15 protein-coding genes and 1 tRNA gene are annotated in these 18,782 nt (G+C 64.5%); 9 read left to right on the top strand and 7 right to left on the bottom strand.

From position 1 onward, the window contains the following. Positions 1–103: 103 nt before the first annotated feature. The 3 genes from AX769_RS04900 (at position 104) to AX769_RS04910 (ending at position 1,831) form a co-directional block, all read left to right on the top strand. Positions 104–622 (top strand): amino-acid N-acetyltransferase, encoded by a 519-nt coding sequence (locus tag AX769_RS04900; RefSeq protein WP_066276593.1) that lies wholly within the window; start codon positions 104–106, stop codon positions 620–622. A gap of 109 nt (positions 623–731) precedes the next feature. Then, positions 732–1,427 (top strand): hypothetical protein, encoded by a 696-nt coding sequence (locus AX769_RS04905; RefSeq protein ID WP_066276597.1) that lies wholly within the window; start codon positions 732–734, stop codon positions 1,425–1,427. Next, positions 1,427–1,831, top strand: a complete 405-nt coding sequence (locus AX769_RS04910; protein ID WP_066276599.1) for an SseB family protein — start codon at positions 1,427–1,429, stop codon at positions 1,829–1,831. Before AX769_RS04905 ends, AX769_RS04910 begins: the two co-directional genes overlap by 1 nt. A gap of 448 nt (positions 1,832–2,279) precedes the next feature. Here the strand turns inward: AX769_RS04910 and radA are convergent, their stop codons facing one another. Next, a complete protein-coding gene (gene radA / locus AX769_RS04915; RefSeq protein ID WP_066276601.1) occupies positions 2,280–3,641 on the bottom strand; it encodes a DNA repair protein RadA in 1,362 nt (453 codons plus the stop codon). Positions 3,642–3,792: 151 nt separating this feature from the next. After that, entirely contained in the window at positions 3,793–4,674 is an 882-nt protein-coding gene (locus tag AX769_RS04920; protein WP_082763495.1) for an SGNH/GDSL hydrolase family protein, read from the bottom strand. A gap of 283 nt (positions 4,675–4,957) precedes the next feature. Here AX769_RS04920 and AX769_RS04925 point away from each other — a divergent pair. Further along, positions 4,958–5,048 (top strand) — tRNA-Ser (locus AX769_RS04925). Positions 5,049–5,930: 882 nt separating this feature from the next. On the opposite strand, the gene AX769_RS23680 is transcribed toward AX769_RS04925, so the two are convergent. Continuing rightward, a complete protein-coding gene (locus AX769_RS23680) occupies positions 5,931–6,290 on the bottom strand; it encodes a hypothetical protein (RefSeq protein WP_157887458.1) in 360 nt (119 codons plus the stop codon). Here AX769_RS23680 and AX769_RS04935 point away from each other — a divergent pair. Continuing rightward, on the top strand, positions 6,261–8,477 hold the full coding sequence (locus AX769_RS04935) for an N-6 DNA methylase (RefSeq protein ID WP_157887459.1): 2,217 nt from the start codon (positions 6,261–6,263) through the stop codon (positions 8,475–8,477). The two genes, AX769_RS23680 and AX769_RS04935, sit on opposite strands and share 30 nt — an antisense overlap. A 282-nt stretch (positions 8,478–8,759) precedes the next feature. On the opposite strand, the gene AX769_RS04940 is transcribed toward AX769_RS04935, so the two are convergent. Beyond that, positions 8,760–10,040 carry an IS256 family transposase gene (locus tag AX769_RS04940; RefSeq protein WP_066276607.1) on the bottom strand — a complete coding sequence of 427 codons (1,281 nt, stop codon included), beginning with the start codon at positions 10,038–10,040 and terminating at the stop codon, positions 8,760–8,762. Positions 10,041–10,366: 326 nt separating this feature from the next. Between AX769_RS04940 and AX769_RS04945 the strand changes: the two genes are divergently transcribed. Next, positions 10,367–11,632 (top strand): IS110 family transposase, encoded by a 1,266-nt coding sequence (locus AX769_RS04945; RefSeq protein WP_204249319.1) that lies wholly within the window; start codon positions 10,367–10,369, stop codon positions 11,630–11,632. A 20-nt stretch (positions 11,633–11,652) separates the two neighbouring features. Then, positions 11,653–12,042: a site-specific integrase gene (locus AX769_RS04950; protein ID WP_066276609.1), complete on the top strand. Its 390-nt coding sequence runs from the start codon at positions 11,653–11,655 to the stop codon at positions 12,040–12,042. A 290-nt stretch (positions 12,043–12,332) separates the two neighbouring features. Here AX769_RS04950 and AX769_RS23685 read toward each other — a convergent pair whose 3' ends face one another. Beyond that, positions 12,333–13,115: an IS630 family transposase gene (locus tag AX769_RS23685; protein WP_204249216.1), complete on the bottom strand. Its 783-nt coding sequence runs from the start codon at positions 13,113–13,115 to the stop codon at positions 12,333–12,335. Beyond that, entirely contained in the window at positions 13,004–13,474 is a 471-nt protein-coding gene (locus tag AX769_RS24625) for a helix-turn-helix domain-containing protein (protein ID WP_066274926.1), read from the bottom strand. The genes AX769_RS23685 and AX769_RS24625 overlap by 112 nt, the downstream gene beginning before the upstream one ends. 104 nt (positions 13,475–13,578) lie before the next feature. Between AX769_RS24625 and AX769_RS04965 the strand changes: the two genes are divergently transcribed. Further along, on the top strand, positions 13,579–15,399 hold the full coding sequence (locus tag AX769_RS04965) for a hypothetical protein (protein WP_157887460.1): 1,821 nt from the start codon (positions 13,579–13,581) through the stop codon (positions 15,397–15,399). A gap of 620 nt (positions 15,400–16,019) precedes the next feature. Here the strand turns inward: AX769_RS04965 and AX769_RS04970 are convergent. Next, positions 16,020–17,048, bottom strand: coding sequence for a LacI family DNA-binding transcriptional regulator (locus AX769_RS04970; protein WP_066276614.1), 1,029 nt, complete (start codon positions 17,046–17,048; stop codon positions 16,020–16,022). Between the two features lie 104 nt (positions 17,049–17,152). On the opposite strand from AX769_RS04970, the gene AX769_RS04975 reads away from it, so the two are divergent. Then, positions 17,153–18,769 carry a glycoside hydrolase family 13 protein gene (locus AX769_RS04975; RefSeq protein WP_066276616.1) on the top strand — a complete coding sequence of 539 codons (1,617 nt, stop codon included), beginning with the start codon at positions 17,153–17,155 and terminating at the stop codon, positions 18,767–18,769. Positions 18,770–18,782: the final 13 nt, after the last annotated feature.

Genomic DNA, 18,782 nt, shown 5'->3' on the forward strand with positions numbered 1-18,782 from the left:
CGGCATGACCCGCCGCACCGGGCGTCCGACAAGCCTCGGCCGCCCGGTGCTGCAGCCCACGCCTTCGGCGTTTGTGCATGCCGTGCTCGATAACATTGAGGCCATGACATCGTCAGGGATCTCGGTTCGCAAAGCGCTCGCCTCGGATGTCCCGCACATCCAGCGCCTGATCGGGCCCTACGTCGACCGTCGCATCCTGCTCGGCAAAGACGACGTCACGCTCTACGGCTCGATCCAGCAGTTCCGCATGGCCGTCGACCCGTCCGGCGTGCCGATCGGCTGCGGCGCCCTCAACGTCTTCTGGGACGACATCGCCGAGGTGCGCACGCTCGCCCTCGACTCCAACTGGATCCGGCACGGCGTCGGCCACAAGATGCTCGAAGGCCTCGAAGTCGACGCGCGAGCTCTCGGCATCGGCAGGATCTTCTGCCTCACCTTCGAGGTCGACTTCTTCACCAAGCACGGTTACCTCGAGATCGGCGAATCCGTCGTGTCGCCCGAGGTCTACGCCGAGCTCGTGCGGTCCTCCGACGAGGGTGTCGCCGAGTTCCTCGACCTGGCTCGGGTGAAGCCCAACACGCTGGGCAACACGCGCATGCTCAAGGTGCTGCCGGCGGCGTGACGCGACGCTCGCGCCAGCCGAGCCGTCGCATCCTGAGGCCCGCCTGCGGGTTGCCTGGCGCGCCGCCGAGGACGCCGGTATTCAGCGTATCGCCGCTTAACATGGGCGCATGTCGTCGTTCAAGCACCCGGTCGGCTCGCGGCCGAGCCAGGTGTACTGGCGCCGCCGGGCGACGATCCTGGCGGCTCTTCTGCTCGTGATCGTTGTGATCGCGCTGTTCGCGGGGCACGCCGGGTCAGGATCCGGGGCTGCCCCCGTCGCATCCCCCACCCCCACTCCTTCGACGGCCGCGACCCCGGGGCCCACCCCGACGGTCGACGCCCCTGTGGCCGGCGCGTCGGGTGCGGCGACGCCGTCTCCGACCAGCACGCCGGCTGCCGGCGCCGCCGGGACGTCCGCCGGCGGCACCTGCACCGCCTCGGACATCACGCTCAAGCCTGTGGCCGACAAGAGCTCGTATTCGTCGCTCGAACAGCCGAAGATCTCGATGTCGATCACCAACTCGTCGACGTCGGTGTGCAGCATCGACCTCGGCTCGGCCGAGCAGGTGCTCACGATCTCGAGCGGCGCCGAGACCTACTGGTCGTCGAAAGACTGCCAGATCGGCGGCACCCACCAGATCGTCAAGCTGACCGCCGGCCAGACCCTCGCCACCCCGGCGATCACCTGGGACCGCACCCGGTCGAGCACCAGCACCTGCAGCACCACCCGCAGCTCCGTCCCCGGCGGGGGAGCGAGCTACCACCTGTCCGTCGCCGTGGGGTCGATCAAGTCGGCGACCACGGCCCTAATGATCCTGAACTGATGGCCTCTTCCACCCCTGCACCCGAATTCCGCTCCGCCCAGCTCGAGGACGCCCTCGCGGCTCAGGATGTCGCGGCCGTCGCGTTCGCCCTGCGCCACGACGTCGTCGTCGTGCCGCGCCTCGTCACCAAGCGCCGCGACGACGAGCAGGTGCGGGTCTTCGGGCGCGAGAACACCGACAAGCGCATCCTGCTGCTGTTCTCGTCGGCCGATGCCTACGCCGCGATGGTGCCGAACGAGAAGACCCGGCTCGTGATGCTCTACGACGCCGCGAAGCTGCGCGACTTCATCGAGGCGCACCTCGACGTCATCGAGCAGGTGTTCTTCGACATCGCCGGGCCGCACACGATGGCCGCCGACCCCGCCGATCTGCTGCGGGCGTTGCGGCCTGTCGTCGGCGACTAGCTGGGCTGGCCGTCGCACCTTCGGGCGGCCACCGCACCGCGGGCCGGCGGCCTGCGTGGTCGCTCGGGAGGAAGTCGCCGTGCGGGAGGGAATTCGGCGGCGCGATTCCTCCCCGGCGGGTGATTACGAAGAGCTTCTCCTCCCCATCGGGTGGCTTCGGCCGTTGTTACTCCCGCGCGCGCGTGGGGCCCTCCCGAAAACGGGCTTCCTCCCGAGCGAGCGCGCCCGCTTCCTCCCCTCGTAAAATTCGTGCCTTCTGATGCACTTCGGCGGAACTAGTCGCGCCGAAGTGCGTGAAACGGCGCGACCATCGGCCGGGCTGCCTGCCGCACCTTTCGGCGCCGTGCGGCACCGCGCCGAGGGCGAGTGCCCCGGCCGCGGGAGGGTTTGGCGGCAGCGGTCGCGCATGACGTCGGCGCGACGGGCCCCAGAGCCAGAGCCCGGGCAGCTAGAACGCGGCGTCGAGCTCGCGGTCGCGCTCGGTCGAGGCGGCGCCGAAGGCGCGGCGCAGCGCCTCGCGCAGGTGACCCGATTCGGCGTCGACGAGCTGGGTGAAGCCGAGCCGCCGCGCCTCCGAGGCGCGCTGCTTCGCCGAGGCGACGGGCCGGATCTCGCCGGCCAGGCTGATCTCGCCGATGGCGGCGAGCGTGTGGGGGTAGGCCATCTCGCGGCTGGCGCTGGCGAGTGCCAGGGCGATGGCGAGGTCGGCGCCAGGCTCGGTGATCTTGATGCCGCCGACGGTCGAGACGTAGACGTCGGCGTCGCCGAGGCGGATGCCGGCGCGGCGCTCGAGCACGGCGAGCAGCATCGCGACGCGCGACGCGTCGACCCCGTTGACGACGCGGCGCGGCTGCGGGGCCGAGCTGCCGACGATCAGCGCCTGGATCTCGACGGGCAGCGCACGCCGCCCCTCCATCGAGACGGTGATGCAGGTGCCACTGACCGGGGCGCCGCTGCGCGACATGAACAGCCCGGAGGGGTCGGCGACCTCGGCGATGCCGTCGCCGGTCATCTCGAAGCAGCCGACCTCGTCGGTCGGGCCGAAGCGGTTCTTCTGCGCCCGCACGAAGCGCAGCGCCGTCTGGCGGTCGCCTTCGAACTGGCACACCACGTCGACGAGGTGCTCGAGCAGCCGCGGGCCGGCGATGCTGCCGTCTTTCGTGACGTGACCGACGATCAGGATCGGCACGTTGCGATCCTTCGACACCCTCACCAGAGTGGATGCCACCTCGCGCACCTGAGACGGCCCACCGGCGAGGCCGTCGCTCGCCGACGACGACACCGTCTGCACCGAGTCGACGATGACGAGCTGCGGGTCGGTCTGCTCGATCTGGCCCAGGATCACGGCGAGGTCGACTTCGGCCGCCAGGAAGAGGTTGGGGTTCATGGCACCCGTGCGCTGAGCGCGGAGACGCACCTGCGAGGCGCTCTCCTCGGCGGTGACGTAGAGCACGCGCGCACCCTGGGCCGCAGCGCGCGATGCCACTTCGAGCAGCAGGGTCGACTTGCCGACGCCGGGCTCACCCGAGAGCAGGATCGCGGCGCCCGGCACGATGCCCCCACCGAGCACCCGGTCGAACTCGGCGATGCCGCTCGGCCAGTGGGCGACGCTGTCGGTCGCGACCTCGGTGATGGGCCGCGCGGCGCGATCGGCGTTGACCCTGATAGGCGTCACACCCCGGCTCGAGGCCGTCGCGGCCGCAGTGTCGACGACGGAGCCCCAGGTCTGGCACTCGGCGCAGCGGCCGACCCACTTGATCGACGTCCAGCCGCACTCGGTGCAGCGGAAGGTGGAGGTGACTCGTGCCATGCCAGAACTCTAGGTGGCACGACCGACATCGCGCCGAGGTGCGCGGCCAGCCTGTGGAGAATCGAGGAGATCCTGGTCCGACGGCCGCGACATCTGCATGGCGAGGCTCTGAGCCAGAGGATCCCCTCGCAATTTCGAGGGTAGGGGCGGGCTAGGAGGCCGGGGTCTGCGTGGCGATCTCCTGCGTTGAGAGGGCGACCGCTGCATCCTGCGCCCTGTCGGCGACAGTGGCCGCGACGCTGGTGACGCGGCGCGAGGCGGTGATGTCGCTGGCGGCACGCTCGGCCGCGATGCGGGCCAGTCGGGCCTCGATGGCGGGGTAGAAGGCCTCGGCCCAGACACGGTAGCCGTTGTCGTTGGGGTGGAAGAGGTCTTTCGCCGAGTTCTTGAAAGTGCCGAGGTAGCCGACGCGGCGCGTGGTCGCATAGAGGGGTGCGACCGCGAGGCCGAGCTCGCCGGCCACGCGCCTCACGATCTCGTTGGCGACGGCCACCTTCTTCTCGTTCTCGGGCAGCACCATGAACGGCAGGTCGGCCACGATCGCGTGCGACGGTAGTGCCTTGTAGATGGTGCGGATGTTCTTCTCGAACTTCTTCGGGTCGAACGAGCCCACGTCATTCGCGCCGATCGCGACCGTCACCACGTCGGCCGGGTAGTCGGCGAGACGCGGCACCTGGTCGATCTTGCACAGGTGCGTCGTGGCGCCCGAGACGCTGAGGTTCTTCACCGCGAGGGTTCCGTGGGTGGTGTGGCGGATGTGCCCGGCGATCCTGCCGACGTAGCTGTGCCACGGCTTCGACGCACCGATGCCCTGCGCGGCCGAGTCGCCCAACGCCACGTATTGCAGCGACCCGTCGCGGCTGAACCGGTCACGCCACCACTTCGAATGCACCGGCAGGAGGCTGTTGAGCACGTCGGCGGCCGCGTCGCGCTTGGCCATGAAGCGGCGGTAGAAGACGAACCCGCCCGCCGCCGCAACTGCCGCGCCCCCGACGCCCGCGAGGATTCCGATGGACGCTCTTCCGCTGCTCATACCGGCACGATACGCCCGGCACTTCGGTGGCCGATAGGCGCTCTCCGAGAGGTTGCCGGGCGGTGGTCGCGTGCGTGCGTCGCCACGCTTCTCGTTCGGGAGGAAGTCGCTGCACCTAGGGAGGAACTCCGGCCGTCTTGCGCCGCGCGGGGAGGAAATGTCGGGGTTCCACGCCGCCCGGGAAGGAACGCTTGCGGCGATTTCCTCCCCAACGCGACGGCAGGATCGAGGCCCCTCCGCGCCCAGTTCGGTTCAGCGCCCGAGATGTACTAAACTCTCTCCCGGTACCGTGTCCGAGCGGCCGAAGGATCATGTCTCGAAAACATGTGTGGGGGTTAACTCCACCGTGGGTTCAAATCCCACCGGTACCGCCACTGAAAACCCCTGGTCAGCCAGGGGTTTTCTCGTTTTAGGTTTGGTTCGTGGTGCAACGGTGGTGCATCTTGGGAAGACCCTTCGGTCTCAAGCTCGAAAAGCGCGTGTCTGGACCTCGGACAGGCGAACCTCGCCTCGCCTCTGCACCGTCTTCACGAGCTGGTGGTGGATCGTCATTAGCCGGAAGTCTTCGCCCGATGATGGTCTTTCAATCCCTTTCACGCAGCGCCTATCCGCGCTCTGTCCTCTATGTGGCGACTATCAAGTCCGGGCCTGGAATTACCCAGCTGGTGGGCTCTCGCGTACTCCGATGAGATGGCCACCAATTGGCTCGGATATCGCGACAGCCAGCTGCGCGGGACATCGAAAGCGTCGGAACCATCTGTTAGCGTGGCGAGCAGATGTGCCGGCTTCCCTGCAGCACCTTGCCACCTGAAAGGCGTCATGACAATCGAGTCCGCCCTTGAACACCTTGGCTTCGTCCCCGCGAGGCAGGGATCAACGCGCCTGATTCGACGCTCGTCCAGCGGAGCCGAGATCTCGATTCAACTCAATGCGGCTTCACCAGCCCGCAGCCGAGTCACATACCCTGAGGGCCTCACTGTTCATCACGGCAGCACGAGCACCCTTGCTAACCCGGAGACCCTGGTCGTCATCGACTGTGTTGGCCGTCTCCTGGACAAGGGATATCGAGCCGATCTGATTGAGCTCGAAAAGACTTGGACCCTTGGTCACAAAGGAAAAGGCCGTCTTGACGTCTTGCTGCGAGCTCCCGATCGAGGGGTCTACGCACTTATCGAATGCAAAACTTGGGGTGCCGAACACACGAAGGAGCGAAACCACACGCTCCAAGACGGAGGCCAGCTTTTTTCGTACTTTGCTCAGGAACGAGCCGCCCGTGGCCTATACCTGTACAGCGCTCGTCCCGAGACGGACGAAAGACCCTTGGCAGAGTTGATCAGAACATCTTCCCTTAGCGGTTCGAGCAGGAGGAAGTATTCACGTCCTGGGACCGGAGTCTGGAGCCTCAGGGCATCTTTCACGAGGACAGCTCTCTTTACGAGGACAGTTTTCGAGGCTTGCGCGGTCAGGACCTCAGGCAGCTTGACAGACAGTCTGGCGCGGGTGTCTTCAACAGCTTTGCCGAGATCCTTCGACGTAACGTCGTCAGTGATAAGCCGAATGCCTTCAATAAGATCTTCAACTTGTTCTTGTGCAAGATCGCCGACGAGGATGGTCACGCACCGGCTGAAGAGCTAGATTTTCAATGGAAGCTGGGCGAATCAGAGACCGACTTCCTGGCCCGAATGGAAGACCTCTATGCCAAAGGTATGGAGGAGTATCTCGGTGTTCAGCTCGACAAGAAGTTCCAGTCTTCGACGAACTTTCACTTCCTGGACGTTTACGACGAGCCTACGCACGTGGCCAACCTTAAAATTTTGCGCGAGGTGGTTGAACTACTACAGCCGTACCTCATTCGATATTCCGCTCGGCATCAGCACCTCAGTGACTTCTTCGAGATGCTTCTGAACACCGGTGTGAAACAGGAGGCCGGCCAATTCTTTACGCCGATCCCTCTCGTGAGGGGCATTCTTCAGAGCCTTCCGATTGAGGATCTAATTCAGCAGCGTGTGGCGGCGGGCAGTCGGGTGGTTGCCCCCTTGACGATCGACTATGCGTGTGGTTCCGGGCACTTTCTCACTGAGGCGATGACGGAGATCAGCAAATATTTACAGGGCGTGGACCCAAATTCCCTACAGGGTCAGCAAAGGACCTGGCTGACCACGCGGAGCCAGAACTTCGAGTGGGCCGAAGACGCCATCTACGGCATCGAGAGAGACCAGCGGCTGGCAAAGGTGTCAAAAGTAGCCGGCTTCTTGAATGGTGACGGCCAAGCAAGGGTCCATCAGGCGGATGGCCTAGGGGATTTTCAAACCGAGGCTAACTTTACGGGCGTCCTGAGAACCGTGAGCTCTTCTCGGGAACTGATGAAATTTGATCTGGTCGTATCGAATCCGCCCTTTGCCGTCCCGAACTTCCGAAGGAACCTCGAGCCAACTCCGCATCTGTTCAGGCTCTATAAGAATCTGTCGGCCGAGAGCGGCGAAATTGAGTGCTTGTTTGTAGAGCGAGCTTCCCAGCTACTTCGTGACGGTGGAGTGGCTGCACTGATACTCCCCCTGAGCGTGCTTAGTAATACCAAAAGTGTCTATCGAGCGACTCGTCGCCTGTTGGCTCTGGACTTCGAGATCGTATCCATGCTTGAGCTACGCGAAAAGACATTCATAGCTACGAACACCAGCACGGTGTGTCTCTTTGCTCGGCGTCGGCAACGAAAGGATGTCTCGAAGGCGCTGAGGGAACTTCAAGTACTTGTCAACGACGCTTCTCGTGCGGGTGAGCACGAGGCGCTGGAAAACCATGGCGTAGATCTTGTGGCGCTACGTACGGCCTTGCAGGCGAACCCGGATGCAGACGCGGCCTATGACAGCGACATTTTGGCGCATGCAGTCCGGGCACGACTCGACGGCAGCAGTGATGCGGTCGTTGCGTACTCCGGAGAATCCTCCAAGGAACAGGAAGGCTTCCTCGGCTACCGATTCTCGCGTAACCGCGGTAATGAAGGTGTTCGTCTCATCGAACCCGATGACCTTGACTCAAGTGGCCTCATTTATGGCAACGGTAGCGTCGCCGAGTTGATCCGCGGCCAGTTTCGAAAGCAGGCTGTTCCTCTGGCCGACGCGACTAAGAAGCACGCCTTGCACGTTCCGAGCGAATCGCTTTGGAACGTCCTGGATTGGTCGCTTCGAAATCCGTCTGCTCACTTTGTTGAGGAGCAAGATCCGCCCACGGCCAGCCCATATGGTGACTTCATTGACGACCTCCCGGGCAATTTGATCGCCCTAACGGATCTTGAGGATGCGGGCTCCGTGACGCTGGTCAAGGGAGCCAATTACCCGAAGGAGCAGGAAGTCCCGCGCGTCACGTCAACACGGATTTTGACGGCATCCAACCTCGATCTGGCAACCCGAACCCTCAAGCTAGTGTCGTTTCGGCACCTTCGCTCGACTACGAATTTGCAGGTGTCGATGAGGCCGCAGAAGGGCGACCTGCTCATGGCTATCGCGAGTGGATCGCTGAGGCATCTGGGTAAAGTGGCGGTCGCGGAGTCAGACATCGATGCGTACATCGGAGGTTTCCTCCTACTGCTTAGAACCCAAGACGACGTCATGCGAAGTGTTCTGGAATTCAACTTTCTCTCCGCTCGGTTCCGAAGATTCGTTCTCGGGCTAAAAGAGCAGAACATTAGCAACCTGACGGCTGCGAAGCTTCGCGCCTTTCCGATCTATATGCCAGATAATCTGGAGGCCTTCTCCACGGAACTCTCCAAAAGGCTGGATTCGGGCCCTCAGATCCCTGTGGTTTGAGCCGAAAGCCTGCTCAGATCAGAGGTGCCTTCCTCAACCTGTGCAGCGAAGCGCGCGCGCGTTTTTCTTACTCTCGAGACGGGTCTCCGATCGGATGCCCTGACTCGGGGCAGAGATGCGAGGGGCAGCTGAGTCTCAAAGTCTGATCGAACCGTCGGATAACAGAATTTATCGTGCCAGGCATTCGCCACCCCTCGAGTGAAAGCCTGCCTCATTCCTCGGCTGGAGTGTCGCGGAGACGGGTCAAGTCCCGGCATGTGGTGTGACTGGTGATCTTTCGGTTTAGGCGCTGAGGGCCATGATCGTGTCGGTGTCCACCTCGCTTCCGTTGTCGGCGACTGGGCGCATTCGGGAGCGGGCGAGGATGTCGAGGCCGAGGTAGCGGCGCCCCTCGGCCCACTCGTCGGTCTGCTCGGCGAGGACTCCGCCGACGAGGCGGATGATCGCGTCCCGGTTGGGGAAGATCCCGACGCTGTCGGTTCGGCGCCGGATCTCCCGATTCAGCCTCTCGTTGGGGTTGTTCGACCAGATCTGCTGCCAGAGGTCCTTCGGGAAGGTGGTGAACGCGAGGATGTCCGCCCGGGCGATGTCGAGGTGCTCGTCGACCTTGGGAAGTTTCTGGGTCACGTAGTCCAGGGTCCGGTCGAATTGTGCGTTGACCGCTTGGGCGTCGGGCTGGTCATAGACACTGTGGAGCATCGCTTTCACGGCGGGCCACATGCTTTTCGGCGTGACGCTCATCAGGTTTGCCGCGTAGTGAGTGCGGCACCGCTGCCACGTAGCTCCTGGCAGGTTCGCGGCGATGGCGTCTTTCAGGCCAGCATGGGCATCGGAGGTGACCAGCTGCACCCCGCTGAGTCCGCGGGCGACCAGATCGGCGAAGAACGCATTCCAGGCCGGCCCGGTCTCGCTCGTGGCCAGTTGCAGGCCGAGGACTTCTCGTCGGCCGTCGCGGTTGACCCCGGTCCCGACGAGCACGACGGTGTTGATTACTCGGCCGCCTTCTCGGACTTTCATCGTCAGGGCGTCGGCGGCGACGAAGGTGAACGGGCCAGCTTCGGCCAGACTCCGGTGCCGGAACTCGTTCACGTGCTCGTCGAGGTCGGCCGCCATCCTCGACACCTGCGATTTCGACAAGGAGTGGATACCGAGCTGCTTCACCAACTTGCCCATCCGCCTCGTGGAGACGCCGGCGAGGTAGCAGTCGGCGATGACGGTGATCAGGGCAGCTTCGGAGCGTTTGCGGCGCTCGAGAAGCCATTCCGGGAAGTACGTTCCCGAGCGCAGTTTCGGGACGGCGACGTCGATCGTTCCGGCTCTGGTGGGGGTACCCCCGCTGGAGGCTCCCAGCGGGGGAGCGAGGTTCCGGTGTCGGTATCCGTTGCGGTGAGTGGTTCGGGTGTCGGAGCGTTCGCCCCGTTCGGCGCCGACGACGGCGTCCGCGTCGGCGGAAAGGAGGGCATTGATCATGGTCTGCAGCAGGTGCCGCATCAGATCCGGGGACGCGTCGGCCAGGGCTTCGCCGAGGACGGTCGCGGGGTCGACAATATGGGGTGCGGTCATCGTGTTGATGCCTTTCGAGAGGGTTGTAGGAGATTCCTCGAAGGATCACACGGTGGCCGCGCTCAGGTCAGTAACGACGCTCACGACCACCGATCAGTTACACAGAGATGATGGATGGGTGTCCGGGAGCGTGTGACTCGCTTTTTACACTGACGCCCTTACGGGTTGTCTTTAGGTGGATTTGTCCACGTTTCCGGGCCGCTTTCGCGGTGCCGGGCAGGACATGACTTGATAGGAGCCTGACCGGGAAGTCGTCTCACCTTTGTGCTGTCTGCCCCGCCCAGCCCGCGATGACTATTCACTCATCAACGGAAGGGAATTCGTCCATGACGAGCATGACAGCACCACCCGACACAGCCAACCCCTCGAAGTCGCCAGTGGCGTTCTTCGGCGGGATCGATACCCACAAGAGCACCCATCACGTCGCGATCGTCGACGCGACAGGACGTCCCATCACGGACCGGCAGTTCGACACGACACCGACGGCATACGCGGAGATCGTCGCGTTCTTCAAAGGACACGGGACCGTCGAACGTGTCGGCGTCGAAGGAACCGGCTCGTATGGTGCCGGAATCGCGCGCGCGCTCGACGCGGCCGGAATCATCGTCAGAGAGATCGCCCGCCCCAACAGGCAACATCGCCGCCTCAAAGGCAAGTCCGACCCGATCGACGCCCACCAAGCCGCCCTGGGAGTCATCGCCGACACACACACGTCGACACCGAAATCCGGCGACGGAACGATCGAGTCCATCCGGATCCTCATGGCCGAACGACACTCCGCCGTCAAGGCCAGGTCCCAAACCATGAACCAAATCCACAGCCTCCTCATCACCGCACCCGACCGGGTCAGGCAGGACTACCGCGCATTGGACAAGACGCGGCTCGTGACTATCCTCACTCGAACACGCCCCGCCCCCGGGGACGATCCCGACGCGATCACTCGCCAGACGCTCAAGCGGCTCGCGGCCCGTCACACGGCCCTCCACGACGAGCTGGCCATCATCGACATCCACCTCGATGCCCTCATCCGGGTCGTGAACCCTGCCCTTCTCGCCCTCAGCGGTGTCGGCGTCGTCGTCGCGGCGACCCTGCTGACCGCCGCCGGAGACAACCCCGAAAGACTCACATCCAAAGCTGCGTTCGCGTCTCTCTGCGGTGCCGCACCGATCCCCGCGTCGTCGGGGCAACGGATCCGCCACCGTCTCTCCCGGGGAGGGAACCGGCAAGCGAACAGCGCCCTGCACCGCATCGTGCTCCTCAGAATGCGACACCGTGAACCCCGAACAGCCGAGTACTTCGATCGCCGCCGAGCCGAGGGCCTCTCCGACCGCGACATCATCCGCTGCCTGAAACGACACATCGCGAACGAGGTCTTCCACACCCTCACCCACCCGAGCCCGGACGCACCAGCCGGCGTCGCGCTCCGCGCCCGCCGCCAAGCCCTCGGCATCCCGATCACGGTCCTCGCCGCGACCCTCGGCGTCCCCTACCAAAAGCTCCGCCGCCTCGAAATCGGGACCCGGGGCGACACCACCCTCGAACACCAAGCCCACGCCGCCCTCGACCAAATCACCCCACCCGCCACGCCTTGACAGCAATAGGAGCATCCACTATGCGGGACTCAACTCGGACGGTCGCCTATCCGGACTTCCTGGACGAAGAGCTTGCTGCAGCGTGTGAGGGTAAACATTCGGACGACCGGATCTGGAATGCGGAAGACGGCACATTCCTCCGGGCCGGACACGCTTACGAGGGTTGGTTCTCTGGGGCTGTCAGCCGCTGCATGAAGGCTGATGCCACCTTTCGCCGGGTGACCCCTCATGCGCTCCGCCACACCGCGGCCTCGCTCGCGATCAGTGCTGGCGCAAACGTGAAGGTCGTTCAACGCATGCTCGGCCACAAGTCAGCCAAGGTGACTCTCGACACATACGCGGCGCTATTCCCTGACGATCTGGACAACGTCACGGACGCACTCAGCCGTCAGCGCGCGGTCCTTCTGTAGATCACCAACTTGATGTCGCCCATCCTGAGGCCGTCTCTTGTTCGAGACGTTGGACGGCCATAAGGTCCAACCAGCGGAAACCAGCTCGGCGCCGCTGCCGCGCTTGACGTAGACGGGGGATGATCCGTGACAGACACTTTGGCCTCGATGGCCGTAATGAAGGTCAACTACGACCGCTTCGGCGGAGACGTCATCGAAATGCTGGTGCCATTCGTGGCTGACATCGCGCGCAGAAACGAGAGTGCCCTCTCGGACTTAGCGATTCAAGCGGAACTAGTAGAGCGTCGTGTCTAATGTTGTGGGTATAGTCGTCGAAGTTTGGTGCGGGCGTCGGTTGTGGTGAATTGCCAGTCGACTTGTCGCTGGTCGGCGTTGGTGGCGTTTTGCCAGGCGGCGAGTTCGGTGTTGAGCAGGTCGAGGTCGTCGATGCGCCGGGTGAGGCATTGCCGTGTCAGCGCGGAGAGCTCGATCTCGGCGATATTGAGCCAGGAGCCGTGTTTGGGCGTGTAGTGGATCTCCAGGCGGCGGGCGAGCGCGCGGGCCTTGCCGGGTTCGAATGCCTCGTAGAGCGACCCGAGGGTATGGGTGTTGAGGTTGTCCATGACCAGTACGACCCGTTCGGCGTGCGGATAGTCGACGCTCAGGAGCTGGTCGATCTCAGCGGCCCAGTCCACTCGGGTCCGCCTCGGCCTCGCGTCGACACGGCGGCGCCCGGCGAGTGGTTCAACCCAGACGAAGATCGAGCAGGTGCCGTGACGGACATACTCCGAGTCCTCTCGCAGGTCGCGGCCCGGCGCGGCGGGGATCGGGTCGCGGGCGTGGGCGAGCAGCTGGTAGGGCTTCTCATCCATACACACCACCGGTACCGCCGGATCGAACGGGCGATGGTAGACCTCTAGCACGTCCTCCATCCGGGCCACGAACTCGCCGTTGGCGTGCGGGGGGATCGTCCAGCACTTCTTCAGATGAGGACGAAGCCCCCTTTTTTGAGGGTCCGGCCGATCGTGGAATGATCCAGCGGCGGCAGGCCCTCGGTGAGCAGCACGTGTTTCTCCAGCAGCCGCAGCGACCACCGGTCGAAACCTGCCGGGGGCTTCGTGCACGCCAGCGCGATCACCCGCGCCTCAACATCCCCAGTCACCTTCGCGGGCACCGGCGGGCTTGCGCGTTTGCGGCGGCCGATCACCTCCTCGATACGGCCGGCGGACTCCGTGAACCGCTTCGCGACCAGATACACCGTGCCCTCACTGACCCCTGCCCGCTCGGCCACCACCCGACGATCCGGCACCGGGCCGGGTGCCTCGTCCAAAGCCAGCAGAATCCGTGCCCGGGCGATCATCCGTGCCGGATGCGTTCCCCGCGACACCACCCTCGTCAGCTTCACACGATCAGCGGCCATCAACACGACGACATGACCCTTCGGTCTCGGCATGGCAACGACTCCTCCCGATCAAGTATTAATCGGAAACAGCCAACCCCTTCAATACCCAAACAGTTAGAAGCGACACGCTACTAGCGACTGGCTATGGGTTGCCTGTGCCACGACAGGTAATCAAGACGCTCCTGGGCCGGCTCGCCAGACGCGGATTGCTAGAACGCCGCAACGGAGTCTTTTATCCGGTTAAGTCGAAACTGGAGGTCTACGACCTCTCGGAGTCGATGAACGAGGTCAGCAAGAATCAGCTCGCACTCATTCGCGAGGGAATCACATTCGGAGAGCGCGTTTTCGGCCGCTCCGTCTCGGACCAAGAACTTTCCGACGCGATTGTGGCCCTCGTGCATTCTGAGCTAATTCCTGTTGCCGATTGGGCGGTTCGCGGGACGCCGGTCGATGGACTTGCTCCCGATAGCGACGATCCGCTTCTTCAAATCGCGGCTCAATTCATCCTGCATGTAATGTCCGAAGGTAGGAGCGAGTCACTGAAGGCACTGGAGCAAATTGCGAGAGGCAGTCTGCTCGCCGGCGTTCTCTGGTCAGTGGACGTTGACGCCCCGAATAGGCGGATCGAGGGGCTGGAGCTCCACTTAGATACAACCCTTTTGTTGCGGCTTCTCGGGCTATGTGGTCCAGCTCGACAATCTTTCTCAAAGGAGCTCACACAGCTAGCTGTTGAAAGTGGCATCTCACTGGTCTGCTTTGAGCACACAAAACGAGAAGTGGTTGGCGTTCTCTCCGCTGCGGCGTCCATCTTGGGCCAGGGGCGAAGGGACTACTACGGCGAAGCCGTCGAATACATGGTGACGGAGGGGTGGGGGCCTAGCGATGCGGAGGAAGTCATAGCTAGTCTGCCCGAACGGCTCCTGGATTGCGGCGTCGTTTTGCGGCACCGGCCTGATCGCGACCCCAAGTTCAATATGGATGAAGATGCGCTGGCCGATTTGTTGAACTCGAAGATTCACTACACGAACAAGCAGGCGCAGAGAACCGACGTCGATTCCTTCGCTTCGATATTCATACTTCGGAAGGGGCGCCACTACGACAGGTTTGAAGCCAGCCGAGCCCTATTTGTCACGACGAATAGCAACTTGGCTCTCGCGGCCCGACAGCTGTACAAGGTTGGCGAGGACGATATGCGAGGCGTCCCGCTGGCACTAGTTGAGAGCCAGGTCGCAACCTATCTTTGGGCGCGTCACACGGATCGTGGCGACCTTCCGCTTGACCTTTTGGGCATTGGAGCGATGTCTGTGGCAGAAGGTGACCCGAAGGTTTGGCTGAAATTTGTCGAGAAGATCGAGTTCTTGCACTCGAGAGAAAGGCTTGTGGACCGCGACTACGTCACCCTTAGGCAATCGTTGTTGGCGCGGTCCCTCTTGCTTGCAAAAACTGACGGCAATGTCGACGCTTTTACGGAGGACACAGCCGAATTCGTCTTGAGCCATGCCCAAAGAGAGCACAGTCGCGAATTGCAAGAGGAAATCTCTAAGCGCGATGATGACCTTGCGCGTGCCCGCCAAGACCTCGCGGCATCTGCCGTGCGGGCCTCGCGGACCGAAGCGTCCTTGAGGGGCGAGCTGGCGGCACGAACGGACGCGTACGCATCTGTAGCGCTTCGTCGTGCCAAAGCTATCGTTCTTGTCGTCGGCATAGGCGTAAGCGTGCTCCTTCTGATTTCCGCAGTCGTGAGCTTTCCGTGGCCGGTCGATCCGCCGCTTGCAACTGTCCTTCCGTGGTGGATCTCGCTCGGGGTCGGACTCGTGGCCGTCGCGCTTGGCGTGAGCGCCTTGATCAGCGGAGTCACGGTGAAGGGGCTTGGGGCGTGGGCAGTCACGTCCCTCGCTCGAAGGCTAGAGGAACGGTACAAGGCCCGTTTCGCTCCGACTTCGCCACGAGACGTCTCCGTCAAAGATGAGCTCTGACTGAACACCGGGCTTGCCCGAAGTTGTCCCGCATCCCCTCCGAACTCCGACGCTTTTCAAGCGTCCCTCGATCCTGGCCGTGGTGCATTTTGGTGCAGTACTACCCGTGAGACGGTGTGAGTAAGAGGCGCTGCATGTGGCCTATGCCCAGCAATCATGGGCTTTTTAGGCAGAGCCCCTACCCCCATAAGCACGAAAAGATGGGTTCAAATCCCACCGGTACCGCCACTGATTGCCAATGCCCTGCCTGATTCCCTCCGGGAATGGCAGGGCATTCGCAATTGGTGGGTGCTTGTCGGGCGCCTCTCGGCGCGCGCGTCTCGCTTCGCTCGACGCTGTGGCGAGCTCGCTGACGCTCGCCGCCGAGCGGGGGGCGTACGCGCTTCGCGCGTCGCCGTCAAGGAACGCAGACGTGGGCAAGGCGCGCAGACGTGGGCGACGCGGGCGGGTGGAGTCGCAACAGAATGCAACGTGGGGGCGGGTAGCGTTGGCGATTCCGCGGACGGTTCAGGGCCACGGAGCGTCCCAGCCCTCGTCGTCGTTCGGCCGGCATTCGGGTTGCAGGCCGGCGGCGGCGGGGCTGAGGTCGTCACGGCGCTCAGACGCCCGTAGCCACCGAATCAGCGCGCCGCGCGCGGGGCGGCGACCGACCCGCGGCGCACGAGACGCACCCGGTGGTGCGACGTCTCGGCGGGGCCGGCATCGTCGTCGATGGCGCGCAGCAGCGTCCGGGCGGCGTCGATGGCCTTGCCAGGTACGTCCTGGTCGATCGAGGTGAGCTTGGGCGTGACCCACGAGGCAGCGTCGAGGTTGTCGAAACCGACGATCGAGAGCTGGGTGGGAACGGTGACGCCCCGCGAGTGCGCGCCCTCCATGACGCCGATCGCCAGCACGTCGGCGGTGGCGAACACGGCGGTGACATCGGGGTGCCGGTCGCCGAGACGCCGACCCAGCGCGACGCCGGCCTCGAAGGTGGCCTCCTCGCTTGACCGGTCACGCGGATCCCAGGCCGACGAGGCCGCTTCGAACGCGTCGATGAAGCCGTCGAAGCGCTCTCGAACGACCCCGGAGGCTTCGTACTCGGGCCCGGCGAACAGGATGCGACGGTGCCCGTTCGCGAGGAGGTGCTCAGCGGCGAGCCGGCCACCGTCATGGTCGTCCGAGCGCACGGGGATGGCGAGGGAGTGCGCGGCATAGCTGTCGAGCGCGACGATCGGCGTCGCCTCCGGCGGTTCGATCTGGGTCACCATGCGGTCGGGAAAGCCGAGCACGATGGCGCCGTCGAGATCCCATGACCGCAACGCCACATCGACCTCGTGCACGGTGGAGACCCCGCGGAAGAGCACGTGGTAGCCGCGCGTCCGCAGCTCGTGCTCGATGACGCTGAACACCTGCAGGTTGTAGGGGCTGAGCGAGAGGTTCTCGTCGGTGTCGGTGAGGACGAGCAGGCCGATGAGCTTCGACGCCTTGGCGGCGAGGGTGCGGGCCGAGGCGTTGGCGATGTACCCGCGGGCCCGGGCGATGGCCTCGATGCGCTCGATGGTCGACTCGGAGACGCGCGCCCGCTTGCCGTTGAGCGAGTTGGAGACGGTCATGACGCTGACGCCGGCCTCGTCGGCGATGTCCTTGAGGGTCACGCGGCGGTCCATTGGCACCCTCGTCGCTGTCGGGAGATCGGTGGTTGACAAGCTCCACTATAGCGATAAACTCCCGACCAGACATATACCGCTAAACCACGATGGAGTGACTACGCATGCCGATCGACAGTGCCCGAGGATGGTGGCGAGACGCCGTCGTGTACGAGGTGTACGTCCGCAGCTTCGCGGACGGTGACGGCGACGGTGTCGGCGATCTCGCCGGGGTCCGCTCGCGGCTGCCCTACCTTCGCGACCTCGGCGTCGATGCCCTCTGGTTCACGCCCTGGTACGACTCGCCCTGGGTCGACGGCGGCTACGACGTCACCGACTACCGCCGCATCAATCCCGACTTCGGCTCGATCGACGAGGCCGAAGCGCTCATCGGCGAGGCTGCGGCCCTCGGCATCCGAACGATCGTCGACATCGTGCCCAACCACGTGTCGTCCGAGCACCGCTGGTTCCAGGACGCCCTCGCGGCGGCTCCCGGGTCGCCCGAGCGCGATCGCTTCTGGTTCCGCTCCGGCGATCACGCGCCCACCCGGTGGCCGTCGAGCTTCTCGGGGACGACCTGGAAGCGCACGCCCGACCAGGACGACTCGCCGGGCGAGTGGTACCTCCACCTGTTCGACCCCGGGCAACCCGACCTCAACTGGAACAACGTCGACGTGCAGAGCGAGTTCCACGACGTGTTGCGCTTCTGGTTCGACCGAGGCGTCGCCGGCATCCGGATCGACTCGGCGGCCCTCCTCGTGAAGGACCCGACGCTGCCCGAGGTCGACGACGCGAGCCCGCACCCCTTCCTCGACCGCGACGAGAACCACGACATCTACCGCAGCTGGCGAGCCGTCGCCGACGAGTACGGCGATCGCGCGCTCGTCGGGGAGGTGTGGCTGGCCGATCTCGACCGATTCGCGAAGTATCTGCGCCCCGACGAGATGCACATGGCGTTCAACTTCGACTTCATGACGCGGCCGTGGGATGCCATGGCGCTCCGTGAGTCGATCGTCGAGACCCTCGAGGTGCACGCGACTGTCGGGGCGCCGCCGACGTGGGTGCTCTCGAACCACGACGTGACCCGCCCCGTGACGCGGTACGGTCGCGAAGACAGCGCCTTCTCGTTCGACACCAAGGAGTTCGACACCCCCACCGACATCGCTCGAGGGACGACGCGCGCTCGGGCTGCCGCGCTCCTCACGGCGGCGCTGCCCGGCGTGCTGTACGTCTATCAGGGTGACGAACTGGGGCTGCCCGAGGTGGAGGATCTGCCGAACTCGGTCCGCACCGACCCCATGTTCCTCCGCTCCGAAGGGCGCGACCCCGGGCGGGAAGGCTGCCGCGTGCCCTTGCCGTGGACGGCAGTCGGCCACTCGTTCGGCTTCTCGCCGGCCGACGCGTCCGCGCCGTCCTGGCTGCCGCAGCCCGCGGGGTGGGGCACCTGGTCGGTCGAGTCGGAGTCGGCCGATGCCACCTCGATGCTCGCGCTCTACCGGGCGATGCTCACCTGCCGCCGCGCCCTTCCGGACTTCCGCGACCAGCCCCTCGAGTGGCTGCCGAGCCCTGACGCGGTGCTCGCCTTCGGCCGCGGCGGCATCGCCTGCGCGGTCAACATGTCGGACACTCCGGTGCGCCTTCCGCCGGATGCCGACGTGATCCTGTCCAGCTCTCCCCTCAGCGACGGCATCCTGCCGCCCGACACCACCGCCTGGTACCGCAGCGCCATCCGGGCGCTCTGACCGGCACAGCCTC

It is taken from the genome of Frondihabitans sp. PAMC 28766, from assembly GCF_001577365.1.
Taxonomy (GTDB): Bacteria; Actinomycetota; Actinomycetes; order Actinomycetales; family Microbacteriaceae; genus Frondihabitans.

Excerpts from the sequence above, each read along its gene's own strand:
- AX769_RS04950 (WP_066276609.1), top strand. The coding sequence starts at position 11,653 with ATGCGGGACTCAACTCGGACGGTCGCCTATCCGGACTTCCTGGACGAA.
- AX769_RS04910 (WP_066276599.1), top strand. The coding sequence starts at position 1,427 with ATGGCCTCTTCCACCCCTGCACCCGAATTCCGCTCCGCCCAGCTCGAG.
- AX769_RS04920 (WP_082763495.1), bottom strand. The coding sequence starts at position 4,674 with ATGAGCAGCGGAAGAGCGTCCATCGGAATCCTCGCGGGCGTCGGGGGC.
- AX769_RS04970 (WP_066276614.1), bottom strand. The coding sequence starts at position 17,048 with ATGGACCGCCGCGTGACCCTCAAGGACATCGCCGACGAGGCCGGCGTC.
- AX769_RS04940 (WP_066276607.1), bottom strand. The coding sequence starts at position 10,040 with ATGACCGCACCCCATATTGTCGACCCCGCGACCGTCCTCGGCGAAGCC.
- AX769_RS24625 (WP_066274926.1), bottom strand. The coding sequence starts at position 13,474 with ATGCCGAGACCGAAGGGTCATGTCGTCGTGTTGATGGCCGCTGATCGT.
- AX769_RS04945 (WP_204249319.1), top strand. The coding sequence starts at position 10,367 with ATGACGAGCATGACAGCACCACCCGACACAGCCAACCCCTCGAAGTCG.
- radA (WP_066276601.1), bottom strand. The coding sequence starts at position 3,641 with ATGGCACGAGTCACCTCCACCTTCCGCTGCACCGAGTGCGGCTGGACG.
- AX769_RS04905 (WP_066276597.1), top strand. The coding sequence starts at position 732 with ATGTCGTCGTTCAAGCACCCGGTCGGCTCGCGGCCGAGCCAGGTGTAC.
- AX769_RS04900 (WP_066276593.1), top strand. The coding sequence starts at position 104 with ATGACATCGTCAGGGATCTCGGTTCGCAAAGCGCTCGCCTCGGATGTC.
- AX769_RS04975 (WP_066276616.1), top strand. The coding sequence starts at position 17,153 with ATGCCGATCGACAGTGCCCGAGGATGGTGGCGAGACGCCGTCGTGTAC.